Genomic DNA, 16,601 nt, shown 5'->3' on the forward strand with positions numbered 1-16,601 from the left:
CCCTCTCAGATAGACTGTTAAGAACATTTTATCATGCTCTCTTTTTACTCTGTCTACCTGTAGGGGATAATACCATATTATAGATTAAAGCGCTCTTTTTTTTGTTTTTAATAAAATCTATATAGTAAGTCAGTAGCGATCTATATGTATATTACAGCTATTTAGATAATAACATTATCATTTTTTTATGTTAGGAAGCGGATACAGTCCACCTCCGTCTGATCCTCCATTAACCATCCTGTTACCACCGGAACTCTCAGTCGCACCTTTAAAACTATCAACCAAACATTTGCATGAAAATCGTTCGGAGCTGAACAAACGGTATGACAATGCGCACTGCTATTTAGCTGCACATATCCAATTATTTAGCCGGTCATTAAGGATTTTAAATGCAAACAGAGTACAGAAGCAACCACTAAAACGATTTCCTTCTTAAGGTTCCCCAGCATGTACTTCATTCATAAGTACTGCAATTTTCGCAATGATCAAACTATCGGCTTTGCTTTCATTGGCCATTTTTTGTTTAATTCAGTTATAAAAGTTTTAACATTCTTTTTATCTTCCATAATCGGTGAATAAACGTATGAAAGTGTTCTATTAAAGGATTCATTTTTTAATTGAATTATAGAAAGGATTTTATTTTGTACATCCCTTTCAATGACACTTTGGGAAAGGAGAGCCAGCCCTGTGCCGTTTTTTATAAGTGTTTCTTTAATTCCTTGATTGCTGCTTATCGTCAGTATCGATTTAATTTTCAAACCATTAGTGCGTATGACGTGGTTAAGGTACTCACGTGTACCAGATCCAACTTCCCTGGTTACCCATGCTTGGTCATGTAAATCAGTAATCGCCACTTCGTCTTTATAAGCAAGTTCATGACCATTTGAAGAAACAACGAATAGCTCATCTTGCATAAAGGGGTGTACGGAAAGCTCTTTTTCATTAGTTTGACCTTCGATTAAACCAATATCCACTTTGTATAGCCGAACGGCTTGAACGATTTCTTCGGTGTTTCCAATTACAACTTGAAGTTCAAGCTCAGGATAGTCCTTTTGAAGGTCAATGAGTAACGAAGGGAGGATATACTCTCCTATTGTAAAACTTGCCCCTATCTTTAATTCGCCTTTGATGGACTTATCATGTTCCTGAATGTCCTCTCGGGTCTGCTCATAGATTGTGATCATTTGTTTAGCCCGATCGTAAAGAATTTCACCTGTTGAGGTGACTTTTAGGAATTTAGGAGAGCGGAGAAATAGTTTGGTTTGGAACTCTTCTTCTAATTTTTTTATGTGCAAACTAACACTTGGTTGCGACATAAGAAGGATTTCTGCTGTTTTTGTAAAATTCTTGACTTCTACAAGGGTCACAAATGTTTTTAAAGCATCATAGTACATAGGAATTCCTCCTTATTATTAATATTCTTAATAGTTGCAATAAATTATATATATTTTACTAATGATGTACATTCCAGTAAAGTTTAATGAGAAACTTATTTTAGGAAGAGTTTAAGCGGGGGAAGGCTATCGTCCTTTATAACCTTATTTTTTATTTTATTTGTATCGTGGTTTGAAAAAGTGTTCCCTTCCTGTATGAACTGTACTTTCTGATTTTTTTTGCAGTTAAAACCGACTTGGTCTATAGGAGTAAACGAGTTAATTAAATGGATGGAAATAAAGGTTAAATCCGCTCGTTGTATATAAGAGTCAATTAAGATAAGTTTATATTCTTTTGTGAGGTGGAAATGGTGCAACTTCAGGTAATGAACAGTCCCTTTAATCATGAACAGGCAGAGCTTCTTAACAGTCTTCTGCCTAGTTTGACAGAAACACAAAAAATTTGGTTGAGCGGTTATCTGACCGCATCTTTATCAGTTTCGAATATTGGAACAGCCGATGCCCCGGTAATGGAGGCTCAAGGCAGCGGGAAGACAGTATCAAAAGATGTTACCATTCTTTATGGTTCACAGACAGGGAATGCTCAAGGGCTGGCGGAAAATGCGGCGAGAAAGCTTGAGGGTAATGGCTTTCAGGTTACCATTTCATCCATGAGTGACTTTAAAGTGAACAACTTGAAAAAAGTCCAAAATCTTCTTATTGCCGTAAGCACGCATGGGGAAGGTGATCCGCCGGATAATACGCTTTCCTTCCATGAGTACCTCCATGGCAGAAGGGCACCAAGCCTTGAAGGTCTCCGCTTTTCAGTATTGGCGCTTGGGGACAGCTCGTATGAGTTTTTCTGTGAAACGGGAAAACAATTCGATAAACGCTTGGAGGAACTTGGGGGGACACGGTTATTTCCGCGAATGGACTGTGACCTTGATTATGATGAGCCTGCTTCCGAATGGCTGGAAGGAGTCATTTCCAGTTTAAGTGAAGGGCAAGTCAGTTCTGCTGCTGCAGTTCCCGAAGCAAAAGCTTCTGTAGGTGAAAAAACTTCTTATTCGAGAACAAATCCGTTTAAAGCGGAAGTGTTGGAAAACATAAATTTGAACGGACGTGGCTCTAATAAAGAGACACATCATCTCGAGTTATCACTTGAAGGCTCTGGCCTTACATTCGAACCTGGTGACAGCCTTGGCATTTATCCGAAAAATGATTCGGATTTAGTGGATAAACTTCTTTTGGAACTCAATTTGGACCCTGAAGAAACCGTGAAGGTCAATAAGCAGGGAGAACTTCGTCGGCTAAGGGAATCGCTCATCTCCGACTTTGAAATAACGGTATTGACCAAGTCGCTCATTGAACAAGCGGCACAGCTTTCTGATAACGAGGATTTAAAGGAACTTTTAAAGCCTGGTAATGAAGAAAGGTTTAAAGAATATCGAGAAGGCCGTGATTTGCTTGACTTTGTCCGTGATTTTGGTTCATGGGGTGAATCGGCGCAAGAGTTCGTATCCATACTCAGGAAAATGCCTGCCCGCCTATATTCGATTGCGAGTAGTTTATCCGCATATCCGGATGAAGTGCATTTGACAATCGGTGCTGTCCGGTATGAAAGTCACGGTCGTCAAAGAAAAGGTGTCTGCTCCATTTTATGTGCGGACCGAATACAGCCCGGGGACATGCTGCCTGTTTACATCCAGCATAACCAGAACTTCAAGCAGCCTAAGAACCCAGACACGCCCATTATCATGGTTGGACCTGGAACGGGCATTGCTCCGTTCAGATCCTTCATCCAGGATCGCGAAGAAACGGAAGCGAACGGGAAAACGTGGCTCTTTTTCGGCGATCAGCATTTCGTGACGGATTTCCTATATCAGACTGAATGGCAACAGTGGTTGAAAACAGGTGTACTTACGAAAATGGATGTTGCCTTTTCTCGTGATGCGGATGAAAAAGTGTATGTTCAAAACCGGATGCTGGAGCACAGCAGGGAATTATACGAATGGCTTCAAGAAGGGGCAGCTGTATACATTTGCGGGGACGAGAAAAACATGGCACATGATGTCCATAATACGCTTATTGAGATCATAGAAAAAGAAGGTCAGATGAGCCATGCTGCTGCGCAAGCTTATCTTGACGATATGCAACAGACTAAACGTTATCAGCGTGATGTTTACTGAAATTTGGATGAAAAGGAGATAACGAAATGGTGAACCCACTATTAAAAGCACCAGAAGGCCTGCCTAGTGATGTTGAGCAAATTAAAGAAAAAAGTGATTATTTGCGAGGAACACTTGGAGAAGTTATGCAGGATCGGATCAGCGCCGGTATTCCAGATGATGACAATCGATTAATGAAACATCACGGCAGCTATTTGCAGGATGACCGGGATTTGCGCAACGAACGTCAAAAACAAAAACTTGAGCCTGCCTATCAGTTCATGTTGCGTGTCCGGATGGCCGGCGGGGTTGCACAGCCTTCTCAATGGCTTGTTATGGATGACCTTGCTCAGAAATACGGTAACGGTACATTGAAATTGACAACAAGACAGACATTTCAAATGCACGGTATTTTAAAATGGAATATGAAAAAAACCATTCAGGAAATTCATGCGTCCATGCTGGATACAATTGCTGCATGCGGAGATGTAAACCGGAATGTAATGTGTAATTCGATTCCATTTCAATCCGAAATCCACTCGGAAGTATATGAATGGTCGAAAAAATTGAGTGATTATTTATTACCACGTACAAGGGCGTATCATGAAATCTGGCTAGATGAAGAAAAAGTCGTCGGTACACCTGAATTGGAAGAAGTTGAACCAATGTACGGACCGCTTTATTTGCCAAGGAAGTTTAAAATAGGCATTGCGGTTCCTCCATCCAATGACATTGATGTTTACTCCCAGGACCTTGGCTTCATAGCAATTGTTGAAAGTGGAAAACTCGTTGGTTTTAATGTGGCGATCGGGGGCGGTATGGGAATGTCCCACGGTGATAAGGCGACATACCCCCAGCTAGCCAAAGTAATTGGATTTTGCCAGCCAGACAAAATAGTGGATGTGGCTGAGAAGATCATTACAATTCAGCGTGATTACGGAAACCGCTCCGTCCGGAAAAATGCACGGTTCAAGTATACGGTTGACAGGCTTGGGCTCGAAGCGGTAAAGGCTGAACTTGAAAATCGGTTAGGATGGAAGCTGGAGGAAGCGAGAACATATCATTTTGATAATAATGGTGACCGCTATGGCTGGGTAAAAGGCATGCAAGGAAAATGGCATTTTACATTATTCGTCGAGGGTGGCCGAATCGCTGATATCAATGATTACAAGCTGATGACCGGTTTGCGCGAAATCGCAAAAATCCATACGGGTGATTTCCGTTTGACCGCCAATCAAAACCTGATCATTGCCGATGTATCAAGTCAGCAAAAGAAAAAGATCATAGAATTGCTTGAAACATACGGTTTGACGGATGGTGCACATCATTCAGCCCTCCGCCGCAGCTCGATCGCATGCGTGGCGCTTCCAACATGCGGATTGGCAATGGCAGAAGCAGAGCGTTATTTGCCGGTTCTGCTTGATAAAATTGAAATCATCGTTAATGAAAACGGACTGCGGAACGAAGAAATCACGATAAGAATGACCGGTTGCCCGAATGGTTGTGCCCGGCATGCACTAGGAGAAATTGGTTTTATAGGTAAAGCACCTGGCAAATATAATATGTACCTCGGTGCAGCATTTGATGGAAGCAGGCTAAGCAAAATGTACCGTGAAAACATCGGTGAAGAAGAGATTTTAAAAGAGTTGCGTGTACTTCTTTCCCGTTATGCGAAAGAACGTCAGCAAGGAGAGCATTTTGGGGACTTTGTCATCAATGCAGGCATTGTTAAAGAAGTGACGGATGGTACGAATTTTCATGATTAATTATAACGAACGAGAGACAGGAATGGATTCCTGTCTCTTTTTTAGAGATTGAACAGAGTATGGTTACTTACTGGCAGCATAGGAGCCTTAATAAACAGGCAATTGACATCGATAGTATGCCCTCTTGATTATTCAGAGACCCCGGTTTGGAGGATGTCAACTTTGGTTTCTACTTTAATGTGCATCATGGGATAGATCTTTCTCCATTGTTCATAGGTCATTTTTTTATTTTTGGCATGATATTTTTCCTTCAAGCCAATCGGGTCAATGTTTTTTTTCTGTAAATCTTTAATAAGACGGTTTGCCTGCCTGTTTAAAGAAGTTTGCATTTCCTTTTCAATTATTTTTATCATCTTTTTATTGGTAAGATTGTCCTTTCGCATTGATTCTTTAATTTGTCCTTTAATTTTGAGCTTTATCGTAATGGACGGATTTCGCTCGGAGTTGGATACCTCATAATTTGAACCGCTTCGAATACTTTCCACGACGATATCACTTTTCTGCTTGTCGTTTAATTTAAATTTGTAAATTCCCCGTTTATGAAATTGAACTAATGTCTTGAAAATGAACATATCATCCGTTCGAACTTTACTGACCATTTTATTTTCATGAAACAAGGCCACTCCTGAAACTGCAACTTCTTTATTAATTATTTTAAATAAAGGAAGAAACGAATCTCCGCCATCTTCCAGGGAGTTTCTTAAAAAAAGATGGAGGTTTGTATCCGGTCCATTCCCTGTTTCAATTTGTTGATTAATTAAGTCCGATAAAAAGATTCCAATATTTACATTCGAATCTGGTGGTTTGGTATTTATGAAATCCTTGACCTTTCCTTCAACGATGGCCAAAAAGACCCTGTTTCCAATTTGAGGTTCACGGTAGAGATAATCGGTCAGTTCTGTCATTCCTATTTCATGTACCATTTTCTCGCTAAATAAAAAGATGCGTGTCTGTCCTAGCATCACCGGCTTATCCGCTTTTTTGGATACGATAGCCTGAACATCACTCGTTGTCGTCGATGTTCCAGTTAAGATTTGATATGTACCCAATTTTTCCTGTTGGAAGATAGGGATGACGAACATTCCTTCGATTATTTTATCCTTTCGTATATCGTAGCCAATGGCTTGGGCCATATTGACTTCATCAACCACTTTTGGCTGGGCACAGCTGCAAAGGAGAGAAAAAGCCAAGATGACAAGAAAGAATTTTCTCATAAACTTTTCCTCCTTTTCTTTATATAAATGATGAACAAAAGAAGAGGCAAATATAATACAAGGAAGAGCACGGCGTATGGATTGATTATTTTATTCAAAATATAAAGGGAATCTTGATCAAAAACAAATATATTAATGATCAGGATAATAATGGACATCGCCCATAATGGATACTTTTGCTGAACATTGAATATGCGCTTGACACCTCTGCTGGCAGCCCACAAGCAGATGGTCATGTTGGGTATGACAAAAATGGCCCACCAAGAAATTTCTATATATTCAAATCGCTGAATAAAGGGCAATTCGACAATGCTGGTCATTGTAAGTGTCGGCCATATAGTCAGTTCCAACTGTTTTTGAGAATAAAAAATCAGTGAAACTAAATAAATAAATACGGTTAATAAGGTTGTTGCTATGGCTCCTCCATGAGCATATTTTTGTGAAGTTTTAGCATCTTTGATGAATGGATAAAACATCAAGATCATTTCAAACCCAAGCATAGTTAAGGAAGTACTTTTGGTTCCCTTTAGTATATCCAATAGATTGTGGTCGAATATAGGGAGCAAATTGGTTAATTCAGAGTATCTCATGGCATAGAATAGAACAAAGAAAATCCAGTAAGAAAAAACGACGCTTAAAAAGGCAATTCCCGTAATTGTACGGAAGCCTCCCGTGTTTATATAATAAATCAGAAGCAATAAAACCACTGTAAAAGCCCAAGAAGCTACCCCTGCAAACATCCATACATGTATGACATTTATATAGCTGATAATCATATTCATCCCAAGGATCAAAAAGTAAAGAATGAATAATAGACTGAAAAAATTCCCAATCCATTTTCCGAATGCATGATTATTGGCAGAAATGATATCACCTGGGACGATACTAAATATTTTATATATGATCCAAATCAATATATGAACGATCAGTCCGGCAAGTAGTATCGAAATCCAGCCATCCGTTCCCGCCGACTTAGCTAAAACTCTTTGAAAACTTAATACGCCTACCCCCGTTTGCATGGAATGCACTAAAAAAAACACATAGAACGATGATATTTTATACTTTTCTTTAACTTCTACATGGTTCATATAGGACCCTCATTTAAATCATTCATTAAAATCATTTTTTTTGATTTTCGCTTTTTTTGGCGTTGGCTGTCTGGACGTATCTTCAGGATGTAAATTTTCAGGTCTGGATTTAAAAAAATTATAAGGAAGCCGAACAAAGCTATCTTTCCAATCTTGGATGCGAAATGGATATATGGGTTCAAGGTACGGATGTCCCATTGACGTTAATTTGATAAGGTGGGTCATCAAAAACACGGCCGCTATGATAATGCCAATTCCCCCCCAAATTGAGGCCCCCAGTAAAAAGGGGAAGCGCAGTAACCGAATGGCATTCCCCATTTTATAAATAGGAGTAACAAATGATGCCAACGCCGAGAGGGCAACGATGATCAATAAGATATTACTTGTCAGACCAGCTACAACTGCCGCTTGACCGATAACGATACCGCCGACGATACCTAATGTCTGACCTACCTTTGTTGGCAGCCTGGCTGCCGCTTCACGTAATAACTCAATGGAAATCTCCAAGAATAATGCTTCGATCAAAGGCTGAAAAGGGATTAAGTTCCTTGAAGAGACGATCGTTTCCAACAAATCTTTAGGAATCAGTTCATAATGATAGGTCAAAACGGCTACATAAATGGGAGTTGCAAATATGGAAAAAGCGACCGCGAATATCCTTAATAAACGGAAAGCAGATGCCGGAACCCAAGGCATATTATAATCTTCCATGGTGATAAAGTATTCCAACAATATGGTTGGAGTAATAAGTACAGAGGACGATCTATCGATTAACAAGGCTACTTTACCTTCAGCCAATGCACTTGCAATGCGATCAGGCCTTTCCGTATTTAGAAAAAGGGGAAATAAGGTATTTGAATTATCATATAGCATTTGCGCGATATGTGACCCGTCCAATATTTCATCAAACTCTACGTCATTGATCCTTTGTATAATATTTTCAACATTTTCCTGATCAACGATCCCTTCTATCGATAACACTGCCACTTTCGTTTTAGACAAGGACCCTACAATCATTTCACTTACTTGCAACCCAGGGATAGGCAGCCTTTTTCTGACTAGATTCAGATTAATATCAATATCCTCGACAAAAGCTTCTTGAGCACTTATGATTCCAAATTCAAGTTCAGGTTTATTAACTTGCCTGTCTCGTTGGGCCGCAGCATTGATTAATAGGCATTCATCAAGATTTCCATCTAAACGAATGGCAATTGCACCCCTCATGATCCTTTCTTCGATTACAACCTTGGTACTGGTGATAAGTGTACTTTCAATAGGAACGTTCTCTTTAATTTGCTCCAAATTTATCGTTTCCAGAGTTGGTATGACAGAAAGAACACTTTCGTGAAGTACCTGTGCATCAATTAAAGAGCGATAAAACGATACCCAATAGCCGACGCCATTATATGTTCCTTGATGGTTTATGAAATCATTGGATGAAGAAAGGGAATTGAATAGGCCCCTTACATCCGAAGCTTTATTTAATTCGTCATTTTTAACAGAATGTTGAATGGTTTTTTTTTTGAACTTTCTACGGTTAAACAATGCTGTCACCTCTAAACTAAAGCTTATTATCCTAGCATTTGCAATTTAATTACATATTAACCATTTTAGTTTGCTCATGCTGCTCGTTTTGGAAAGGGGATTCATTAAAAAAAACCCTTGTTTTAAAAGCTATCAACATTTCCATATTGATTATTGTTTTGGTTCCGCTAGTTTTTTTCTAGCCAAAATCCCTAATAATACAACCGATATTTTAAAAATGGGAGATTTTGCAGGGATATGTATTTCCCTTTATTATGTATTTCCCTTTATTATGTATTTCCCTTTATATTGATTGGCTTGCCAATTTTTACATTCGTAATCGTTCAAGTGAATAGGAGTAGGAGAAGTGGATGAAAAGATTATGGTTGATCTTGCTTATTCCTATGCTTGCAGGCTGTTGGGATAGTGAAAATATTGAAGATTTATCCCATGTAATGGGGGTGGGAATCCATGCCCATCAAGCTAACACCAAAGAGTACTTAAAGTAGATCTATTTCTACAAGATAATCGTTCATGCAATTAAAGAAAGACATAAGCCTCTGATAGGTCATTTTTTTTCGCTATGCTGCACTCTTGTGACACATGGTATACTGATAGACAACACCCAATATATCAAAGACTGTCTTTTTCTCATAACGGTGGGATTTTCGCCCGTTTTTCTGTAGGAGGACAAACAGGCGAAGTAGAATCTTTGATAGCTCTTGGGTGCTTTTTTGTATCGCTTGAAACAGCAGTAAAAAATAGTCTTTGATGATATAAATAGCTTTATATTCACTAAGTTCTCGTTTTTTCTGGATGAGGAGTAGTTGTCGCATTTGAAACATGGTAGAGGAACAGAGAAGAATGCCAATCAGTTGACCATAGAGATGACATTCTAATCGCTCTTTTTTGATCTCTTTACAATCATCTATTTCAAAGAAGGATTTCCAAGTTTTAAAGAGTAATTCGATTTGCCAACGTAAGGAATAAAGATCGTGAACATGTTCCGTTGCAACATCTTCGGGTAGAGCATTGGTTATGTATACATTCATAGCACTCAATCGTTTACTGCGTTCTTTCATGACAATCCCTTTCTTTTTCTCCTTTAGGGCTTGATTTTCCCACCGTTTTAGGGTTTGTTCTTCCGTAAGCCGGTGGATAATGACTTTTGATACTGGCCAATGTAAACGTCAGAGATCTCATAGGTTTGTCCTGGTTTTAATTGATGCATAATCTCTTCCATATCCAATTGAATATACTCGGTTTGTTTTTTGACGTTCCATTTTTGAAGTATTCGGGATTAGAATTTCGCAGATAAATCCGAGTGTTTAATTTTAAGCGAGAGATATAATAGGCTCCTTTCTTACCCATTTGATAGAGATCTTTCAAGTCAAAATAACCTAAATCACGTATACATAAGTCACCCGTTTCTACCGTTTGTAAGCACGTAGAACCGTAGGTTTTATCATTTTGTTTACCAGGTCCTGAGTGAACGTGCAGGAATTGACCACTGAGGAGATCATATTCTAATTGAACCTTTACGCCAGCTGTATGACTACTGCCTCCAGATCCTTGATAGGCTGAGGCAAACATGTCTGGGAGTTGAAAGGTCGTAGAATCCATGATTCGTATACGCTGAAACTGAGAAGCGTAACGATGAGGAAGAGCCTGAGAGGCATATAGCTTTTGAGTAAGCAAGGAAGTAAATACCTGTTCTAAGAACTTGACAGCCGAAGGATTAAATCGTTGATTGAGTCCTTCAGGACTTATCAAGACTCCCGTTGAAGATTCTAAACAACTACATAACTGTGTTAGGGAAGTACTCGCTACTTTTTGGCTTAACCACACGCACAACGCTATTAAATCTTTAGCTTGGTACTTACTCGTCCTTTGAACAAAACCTACCTTTTTAGCTAGCTCTTGGAGAGCTTGTGGAGCCAAGGATCGTTGTAGTTCCTGTGAAAAGAGGGTAAGTTCGTCTGAAATTTCGCGACTCATAAAAAAACACCAGCTCTTTCCATGATATTACAGAAAGGATAGCGTTTTTTTCGCTTTCGGGGAAATGATTTGCCCTTAGCTTGATGGGCATGTGGTGGAACCCCTAAAAGGGGAACGTTAGACGGTCAAAAAATTGAAGTGAAAAATACTTCTGCTACACCAGGGGATTTTCAAGAAGAAACGCAAATATGGAATATTGAAGTAACAAGCGAGCAAACCGATACTGAAGGGAAAAAGCAAAAGGTTATCACTCCCTATTCTGTCTTACTTAAAGCCAATGGCGACACTTGGAATGTGGACGGGGTGAGGATCGATGAGTGAACAGGCTGCTGTTGAATCTATTGGCAAGGAAGAAGTTAACCAAGGATCTAAGTGGTGGAAATGGTTGATTGGGGGCAGTTTGTTAGCTTCTTCTGTTATTCGGGTTTATGTTCATGTTTCTCATGATCTTTGGAACGATGACGGAAGAAGGTGAAACAAAGATCATTGGAGGGGAGATTTCGCAAATTGGAGAAAATGAAATCCCTGCTGAATACCTTCCCGTTTATAAAGCTGCTGAAGAAAAATACGGGGTTCCGTGGAATCTGCTTGCGCTCATCACCGGGTAGAAACCAGGTTTTCAACATTAGAAACTATGGTTTCCCCGGTCGGGGCAATCGGACATTTGCAATTCATGGTTTTAACTTGGTTGGTGGGTCATATCCAGGTGGGGATCGGCTAGGAAATGCAGATAGAATTGATTTTGCGTGTAGTATTGGCCAATCGGTCCCAGCTTCAAAAGACGGTAAGGTGGTTTATGCCGGTTGGCAAAACCCGAATAATCATAAAGAAGGATACGGACTTTATGTGTGGGTGGATCATGGAAATGGTTCTAAAACGACATACGCCCATTTATCCGGTTTAAGTGTAAGTCTGAGTTGTGGAAATGGGTGATGTAGTCGGGAAGTGTGGCAACTCGGGTTCGTCAACGGGTCCACATTTACATTTTGAGATTTTTCAAAATGGATCTCGGATTGATCCGTCACCATTTATCGGTTTATAACCCAGATAACTAAATAACGGCTTCACAGAATCGATTTTGCGGGACTTTTTGGTCAAAGGTAAGGGTATGAGTCTTAAATGTTCTAAAAACAAAAATAAAGCCGTTTAAAAACGTTTTAAATCGATGTGGATAATTTCGCATCTTTAAAAATTTAAAGGAGGGTTTAATATGCCAGCTTTTTTCACACCAGTAACACCTATTCGATATGTATCTTTTAATTTTGAAGGATATATTGATTCATTAAAAGAGAAGTATTTGGGTGACTTATCTTTTTATAATGATTTAACGAAATATGCATCAAACGAAGCACGTTTAGAACAAAAGAAAGATAAATTTGAAATTAAGTTAGATCACTCACACGTTGTGGAACGAGCAAAAGAACGTAAAAATAAACAAACAAATGATACGCCTGTTAATAATAAGAAGTATATTCAAACGAACTTCAGTAGGTCTGTACATGAAGGAGGTGAAAGATGATGAAAAAACGAAACGTAATAATCGCATCCATTCTCATCTTTTCACTCGTAGTCGGTGTATATGCTTATCAATTCATGTTTCCGAAACAAGAATATGCGGTTAGTACATCAGATCCGCTTGCAACGAAAGTTGGAATGGATGTATTAAAAAACGGGGGAACAGCTGTTGATGCTGCTATTGCGATTTCGTATACGCTTGGAGTTGTTGAACCTTATGCCTCAGGAATTGGCGGAGGCGGAGGAATGTTAATCGATCGTGCCGATGCCTCTCCGACATTTATTGATTACCGAGAGGTAGCACCTAATGATGATAAAGGTGAAGATGTAGGTGTACCAGGATTCGTCGCTGGTATGGATTATATTCATCACAAATATGGGACGTTGCCGATGAATGAGTTAATTGATCCTGCTATTGGATATGCAGAAAAAGGTTTTACGGTGGATCAAGATTTGCATGATCATCTCATATCGTATAGCGGCAACATTGATGAGCAAGAACTAAAAAGCTTTTATTCAAATGGAAAAGCGATTGATACTGGTGATACTTTAAAGCAGTCGGAGTTAGCAGACACGTTGCAAACCATCAAAGAAGAAGGACCAAATGCTTTTTATAAAGGTGAAATTGCAGATGAAATACAGGGTGAAACAGAAATTTCAGTACGTGATCTACGTGAGTATAAGCCTGTGGAACGAAAGCCTTTAATGACGACTTATAAAGGGCATGAAATCATCAGCGCACCTCCTCCGTTTTCAGGTGCAACATTAATTCAAATGTTGAAAATGGCCGACAAAGAAGATGTTTGGAGTTTAAAAGAGAAACACCCAAGCCTTTTCTATCATTATCTCAGTGAAATTTCGAAAGTGGCGTATCAAGATCGTTTGAAAAAGATGGCTGACCCATCATTTATTAAACAAGCATCTGATGACTGGGTGGATGATCACTACGTAAATTTATTAATTAAACAAATTAATGAAACCCAAGCTAACAAAACGAAAGTTAGTGACGTGGAAGAGCACGAAAGTACAACCCACTTCGTTGTCATAGATGGTGATGGAACGGTTGTCTCTACAACGAACACACTCAGTAACTTTTTCGGTAGCGGTAAATATGTAGATGGTTTCTTTTTAAATAATACGCTTAGTACGTTCGGTGAAGGAATTAATAAAATCGAAGAAGGAAAGCGCCCGAGAACGTTCACAGCGCCAACTATTATTCGAGAAGGTGACGAATGGATAATGGCCATCGGTACACCGGGTGGAAATCGAATTCCACAAGTGCTAATGCAAGTAATGGGGAACTATTTTGAAAATAACCAATCAATTAAGAAATCCATTGAAAGCAAACGAGTGATTTTCGAGTCGCATAAGTTTTATTCAGAAGCTGAATTGAATGAACAAACAAAAGATCAGCTAAAAACATATGGGTATGATTTGGAAACTAATGATAACCCAATGTTCTATGGAGGCGTTCAAGCGCTCGTCAAAGATTTAAAGAAAAATAGGATTAAAGGTGACGCAGACTTACGGCGTCACGGTTCATGGGAAAAAGATACTAAATAAAATAATGGAGGATTGAATAATGATCGTAAAACAAATCGTAGGAGTAATTGGCCCAATTGCAATTATAGCAGGAGTAGTTGCTGGACTTGGATTGCTAAAACATCCAGCAACATTATCTCCGATTGGGGTACAGCCACATCGCCATCAAGCTAACAATAACGAGTTACCCCAAAACGATAAAAACGAGTAAGATGTACAAAATTTTCGTTCTGGGGGTATTATGATTTCTTACCTTGATGGGCATGGGGTGGGAATCGCTAAAAGTAAAAATAATGATGAAATCATGTTAACACAACAAATCCTGGTGCCTCCAAGAAGTGTTTTTGAAAAGAGAATCAAATCAAACTAAAATCAAGATACTTTGCTCATAACCAATCATCAAAGTATCCTTCATTTAAAGATGTATGAAGGAAATACCCGATGGAAGCTATCGTTAATCAGTCAATACGCGATAACAATATGAAACCTATTTAAAAGAGATTGAGCGTATTGCCGAGGCTGAAGTTGAGAAGGATGTCGAGAAAATCGTAGACAAATTACAGCATGAATATAAAACAGGGGTAGCTGGATTATTTCTGTATGTGGAAATCAGCATCCGAAGTTTTGGGAGAAACATAAGCAGAAATGGGATGAAATTTTCAGTAAAGCTGATATTAATTATCAAGTTGACATAAGGATTATAGACTTTGGTTCAAAAGGAGGGGTGAAGTGAATTGTCAGGGGTAAAGGCTAACATTCCATAAATGGACAGGCAATTCATAAGAATGAAAAACCTTCCAAATGGTAAGGCTTCAGTTTGTAGACAAAAGGGTTTCGGGATGTTCTCATTCTGAAACCCTTTGATTTTTTTTTGGATGGAAAGGTTTTTTTGTCAAGGCTCATCAAAGAAAAAGTCCCATCATTTAAAACGCTTATCGAAAGTTCTTGGAAGATTCGTCACTTCATGTGCAACCCGGATGCCGGATTGAATGGCTCCTTCAATCCAAGCAGGTACTGTTGATGTATGCTCTCCAGCGAAGTGGACCCTTCCTTCAGGAGTTGGAATGTATGGAAACAAGTCCGTTTCCTGACCAGGTTTAAACATGGAGAAAGCTCCGTATGCGTACTGATTCCGGGTCCAGCTAAAAGAAGCTCCTGATAAAAAATGATCGTATACTTGTTTTCCATGGACCCTTTCCAAATTTTTTAATGCGTTTTGTATACGATCTTTTTCCGGGAGGATATCCCATAAAGTGGCATCATCCTCCCATGTATAACTTGCTAAAATGATACCAGATTCACTTGGGTTTACCGTTTGGTAGGGGTAATAAGAAAATCTAATGGGTAAATCGGTCATCAATTTACCCCCGAATATTCCTTCCCTTTCCCAAAATCTATGTCCGAACTGAAGTCCGATTTTTGTTGAAGCAGGATAATGGAGTTCCCTTATTGCCTTCCACTTATTATGGGAAAAGGAATTGCGGGGTTCAATATCCATAAATGACAACAATTGAAGAGGTATTGTCACGATGGCAAGATCACCGGTAACGGTTAAGGGTCTATCGCTTTGAGTGTGTTTAGAATGGATGGTTACTCGATTATCATGTTGAACAATTTTTGTCACTTCATATCTGAAATTTAGATTTTCCTTCAATTCGGGTACAAAAGCATAAGGAAGCCGGTCGTTTCCCCCCTCGATTGCATGAAAAACGATGTTTGGATCAAGGAGTGGCAAAAACTCTCGAAGAATGGCAGTAAAGGAAAGTTCAGGCAAACCTTCTAAACCCATTAGGACTTTAATGCTTTCAATTGCACCAGTTGATAGACTCACCCCTACTGGATTGTACTGTAAAAAGAAGCTCAAGGAGTATTTATCAAATTCTTTAATAACTATTTCCCAATTTCTAATTGGGTTTTGAATGATGAAATCAGTCACTGGTTTAATTGCCATGTTGAATAATTCTTCAGCTGTTTTACCTCTTTCATGGGGAGCTACTGGGTACTTCAGTATATCCGGGTTCCGTTGATATATGGCAGCGGTCGTTTTGATTCCATTGGCATAAATGGGATCATTAGGAGTCGCGTTCACAAAAGGGATGATTCGTAAACCGTACTTCTTGATGTATTCAGCAACTAAGTAATGATAATTCGGAATGCGCATGGCACCTGCTTCAAGGTAGGAACCATCCGAAAATGGCTCCCGTATGGTCAAAACACGCCCCCCGACCCTCCCGGTTGCTTCCAATATCGTTACATCGTGTCCGGCTTCTTTTAAGAGGGATGCTGCAACTAACCCAGACATGCCGGCACCAATGATAATGATTTTTTTTGGTATTTTGGATGGTCCCAGTCCATTTCTGATGAAAGCCAGCTTTTGATCGGTTGAAAGCGGATCTTTGTAAAGGGACAAAGT

The 16,601-nt window shown here is 39.3% G+C and carries 15 protein-coding genes and 2 pseudogenes; 11 read left to right on the forward strand and 6 right to left on the reverse strand.

Going from position 1 to position 16,601, the window contains the following annotated elements; all coding sequences use genetic code 11:
* Positions 1 to 485: 485 nt before the first annotated feature.
* Complete coding sequence (locus SB775_RS22425) at positions 486 to 1,394, reverse strand: LysR family transcriptional regulator (RefSeq protein ID WP_061463051.1); 909 nt, start codon at positions 1,392 to 1,394, stop codon at positions 486 to 488.
* A 350-nt stretch (positions 1,395 to 1,744) separates the two neighbouring features.
* On the opposite strand from SB775_RS22425, the gene SB775_RS22430 reads away from it, so the two are divergent.
* The gene (locus SB775_RS22430) at positions 1,745 to 3,562 is read left to right on the forward strand and encodes an assimilatory sulfite reductase (NADPH) flavoprotein subunit (RefSeq protein ID WP_410863405.1); all 1,818 of its coding nucleotides are present in this window, start codon (positions 1,745 to 1,747) and stop codon (positions 3,560 to 3,562) included.
* A gap of 26 nt (positions 3,563 to 3,588) precedes the next feature.
* Positions 3,589 to 5,307, forward strand: coding sequence for an assimilatory sulfite reductase (NADPH) hemoprotein subunit (cysI, locus tag SB775_RS22435; RefSeq protein WP_410863407.1), 1,719 nt, complete (start codon positions 3,589 to 3,591; stop codon positions 5,305 to 5,307).
* A 128-nt stretch (positions 5,308 to 5,435) separates the two neighbouring features.
* Here cysI and SB775_RS22440 read toward each other — a convergent pair whose 3' ends face one another.
* The 3 genes from SB775_RS22440 to SB775_RS22450 are packed head-to-tail and all read right to left on the reverse strand — an operon-like array spanning position 5,436 to position 9,121.
* Positions 5,436 to 6,521, reverse strand: coding sequence for a Ger(x)C family spore germination protein (locus SB775_RS22440; RefSeq protein ID WP_410863409.1), 1,086 nt, complete (start codon positions 6,519 to 6,521; stop codon positions 5,436 to 5,438).
* Entirely contained in the window at positions 6,518 to 7,609 is a 1,092-nt protein-coding gene (locus SB775_RS22445; RefSeq protein WP_410863411.1) for a GerAB/ArcD/ProY family transporter, read from the reverse strand. The genes SB775_RS22440 and SB775_RS22445 overlap by 4 nt, the downstream gene beginning before the upstream one ends.
* A gap of 18 nt (positions 7,610 to 7,627) precedes the next feature.
* The gene (locus SB775_RS22450) at positions 7,628 to 9,121 is read right to left on the reverse strand and encodes a spore germination protein (protein ID WP_410863439.1); all 1,494 of its coding nucleotides are present in this window, start codon (positions 9,119 to 9,121) and stop codon (positions 7,628 to 7,630) included.
* Positions 9,122 to 9,504: 383 nt separating this feature from the next.
* Here SB775_RS22450 and SB775_RS22455 point away from each other — a divergent pair, with 383 nt between their 5' ends.
* A complete protein-coding gene (locus tag SB775_RS22455; protein ID WP_410863413.1) occupies positions 9,505 to 9,642 on the forward strand; it encodes a hypothetical protein in 138 nt (45 codons plus the stop codon).
* A gap of 72 nt (positions 9,643 to 9,714) precedes the next feature.
* Here SB775_RS22455 and SB775_RS22460 read toward each other — a convergent pair.
* A pseudogene (locus SB775_RS22460) lies at positions 9,715 to 11,131 on the reverse strand (IS4 family transposase).
* A 138-nt stretch (positions 11,132 to 11,269) separates the two neighbouring features.
* Between SB775_RS22460 and SB775_RS22465 the strand changes: the two are divergent.
* The 8 genes and pseudogenes from SB775_RS22465 to SB775_RS22500 all read left to right on the forward strand — a co-directional run bounded on the left by SB775_RS22465 (position 11,270) and on the right by SB775_RS22500 (position 14,921).
* Positions 11,270 to 11,452 carry a hypothetical protein gene (locus SB775_RS22465; protein WP_061466433.1) on the forward strand — a complete coding sequence of 61 codons (183 nt, stop codon included), beginning with the start codon at positions 11,270 to 11,272 and terminating at the stop codon, positions 11,450 to 11,452.
* Positions 11,445 to 11,606, forward strand: a complete 162-nt coding sequence (locus tag SB775_RS22470; protein ID WP_410863414.1) for a hypothetical protein — start codon at positions 11,445 to 11,447, stop codon at positions 11,604 to 11,606. The genes SB775_RS22465 and SB775_RS22470 overlap by 8 nt, the downstream gene beginning before the upstream one ends.
* A gap of 41 nt (positions 11,607 to 11,647) precedes the next feature.
* The gene (locus SB775_RS22475; protein WP_410863440.1) at positions 11,648 to 12,064 is read left to right on the forward strand and encodes a M23 family metallopeptidase; all 417 of its coding nucleotides are present in this window, start codon (positions 11,648 to 11,650) and stop codon (positions 12,062 to 12,064) included.
* A complete protein-coding gene (locus SB775_RS22480) occupies positions 12,057 to 12,173 on the forward strand; it encodes a M23 family metallopeptidase (protein ID WP_081109057.1) in 117 nt (38 codons plus the stop codon). Before SB775_RS22475 ends, SB775_RS22480 begins: the two co-directional genes overlap by 8 nt.
* Positions 12,174 to 12,341: 168 nt before the next feature.
* The gene (locus SB775_RS22485) at positions 12,342 to 12,650 is read left to right on the forward strand and encodes a hypothetical protein (RefSeq protein WP_125161340.1); all 309 of its coding nucleotides are present in this window, start codon (positions 12,342 to 12,344) and stop codon (positions 12,648 to 12,650) included.
* Positions 12,647 to 14,209, forward strand: a complete 1,563-nt coding sequence (locus SB775_RS22490; RefSeq protein WP_410863416.1) for a gamma-glutamyltransferase family protein — start codon at positions 12,647 to 12,649, stop codon at positions 14,207 to 14,209. Before SB775_RS22485 ends, SB775_RS22490 begins: the two co-directional genes overlap by 4 nt.
* Positions 14,210 to 14,228: 19 nt before the next feature.
* Positions 14,229 to 14,399: a CapE family protein gene (locus SB775_RS22495; RefSeq protein ID WP_155727559.1), complete on the forward strand. Its 171-nt coding sequence runs from the start codon at positions 14,229 to 14,231 to the stop codon at positions 14,397 to 14,399.
* A 289-nt stretch (positions 14,400 to 14,688) separates the two neighbouring features.
* Positions 14,689 to 14,921, forward strand: a pseudogene (locus tag SB775_RS22500) (Ger(x)C family spore germination C-terminal domain-containing protein).
* A 186-nt stretch (positions 14,922 to 15,107) separates the two neighbouring features.
* On the opposite strand, the gene SB775_RS22505 reads toward SB775_RS22500, so the two are convergent.
* Positions 15,108 to 16,598: a flavin monoamine oxidase family protein gene (locus tag SB775_RS22505; protein WP_410863418.1), complete on the reverse strand. Its 1,491-nt coding sequence runs from the start codon at positions 16,596 to 16,598 to the stop codon at positions 15,108 to 15,110.
* Between the last annotated feature and the right edge of the window lie 3 nt (positions 16,599 to 16,601).

It is taken from the genome of Peribacillus sp. SIMBA_075, assembly GCF_046534585.1.

Coding starts and splice junctions, on each gene's coding strand:
- SB775_RS22475 (WP_410863440.1), top strand. CDS start 11,648: ATGAAATCCCTGCTGAATACCTTCCCGTTTATAAAGCTGCTGAAGAAA.
- SB775_RS22480 (WP_081109057.1), top strand. CDS start 12,057: ATGGGTGATGTAGTCGGGAAGTGTGGCAACTCGGGTTCGTCAACGGGT.
- SB775_RS22470 (WP_410863414.1), top strand. CDS start 11,445: ATGAGTGAACAGGCTGCTGTTGAATCTATTGGCAAGGAAGAAGTTAAC.
- SB775_RS22425 (WP_061463051.1), bottom strand. CDS start 1,394: ATGTACTATGATGCTTTAAAAACATTTGTGACCCTTGTAGAAGTCAAG.
- SB775_RS22495 (WP_155727559.1), top strand. CDS start 14,229: ATGATCGTAAAACAAATCGTAGGAGTAATTGGCCCAATTGCAATTATA.
- SB775_RS22485 (WP_125161340.1), top strand. CDS start 12,342: ATGCCAGCTTTTTTCACACCAGTAACACCTATTCGATATGTATCTTTT.
- SB775_RS22490 (WP_410863416.1), top strand. CDS start 12,647: ATGATGAAAAAACGAAACGTAATAATCGCATCCATTCTCATCTTTTCA.
- SB775_RS22445 (WP_410863411.1), bottom strand. CDS start 7,609: ATGAACCATGTAGAAGTTAAAGAAAAGTATAAAATATCATCGTTCTAT.
- SB775_RS22455 (WP_410863413.1), top strand. CDS start 9,505: ATGAAAAGATTATGGTTGATCTTGCTTATTCCTATGCTTGCAGGCTGT.
- SB775_RS22440 (WP_410863409.1), bottom strand. CDS start 6,521: ATGAGAAAATTCTTTCTTGTCATCTTGGCTTTTTCTCTCCTTTGCAGC.
- cysI (WP_410863407.1), top strand. CDS start 3,589: ATGGTGAACCCACTATTAAAAGCACCAGAAGGCCTGCCTAGTGATGTT.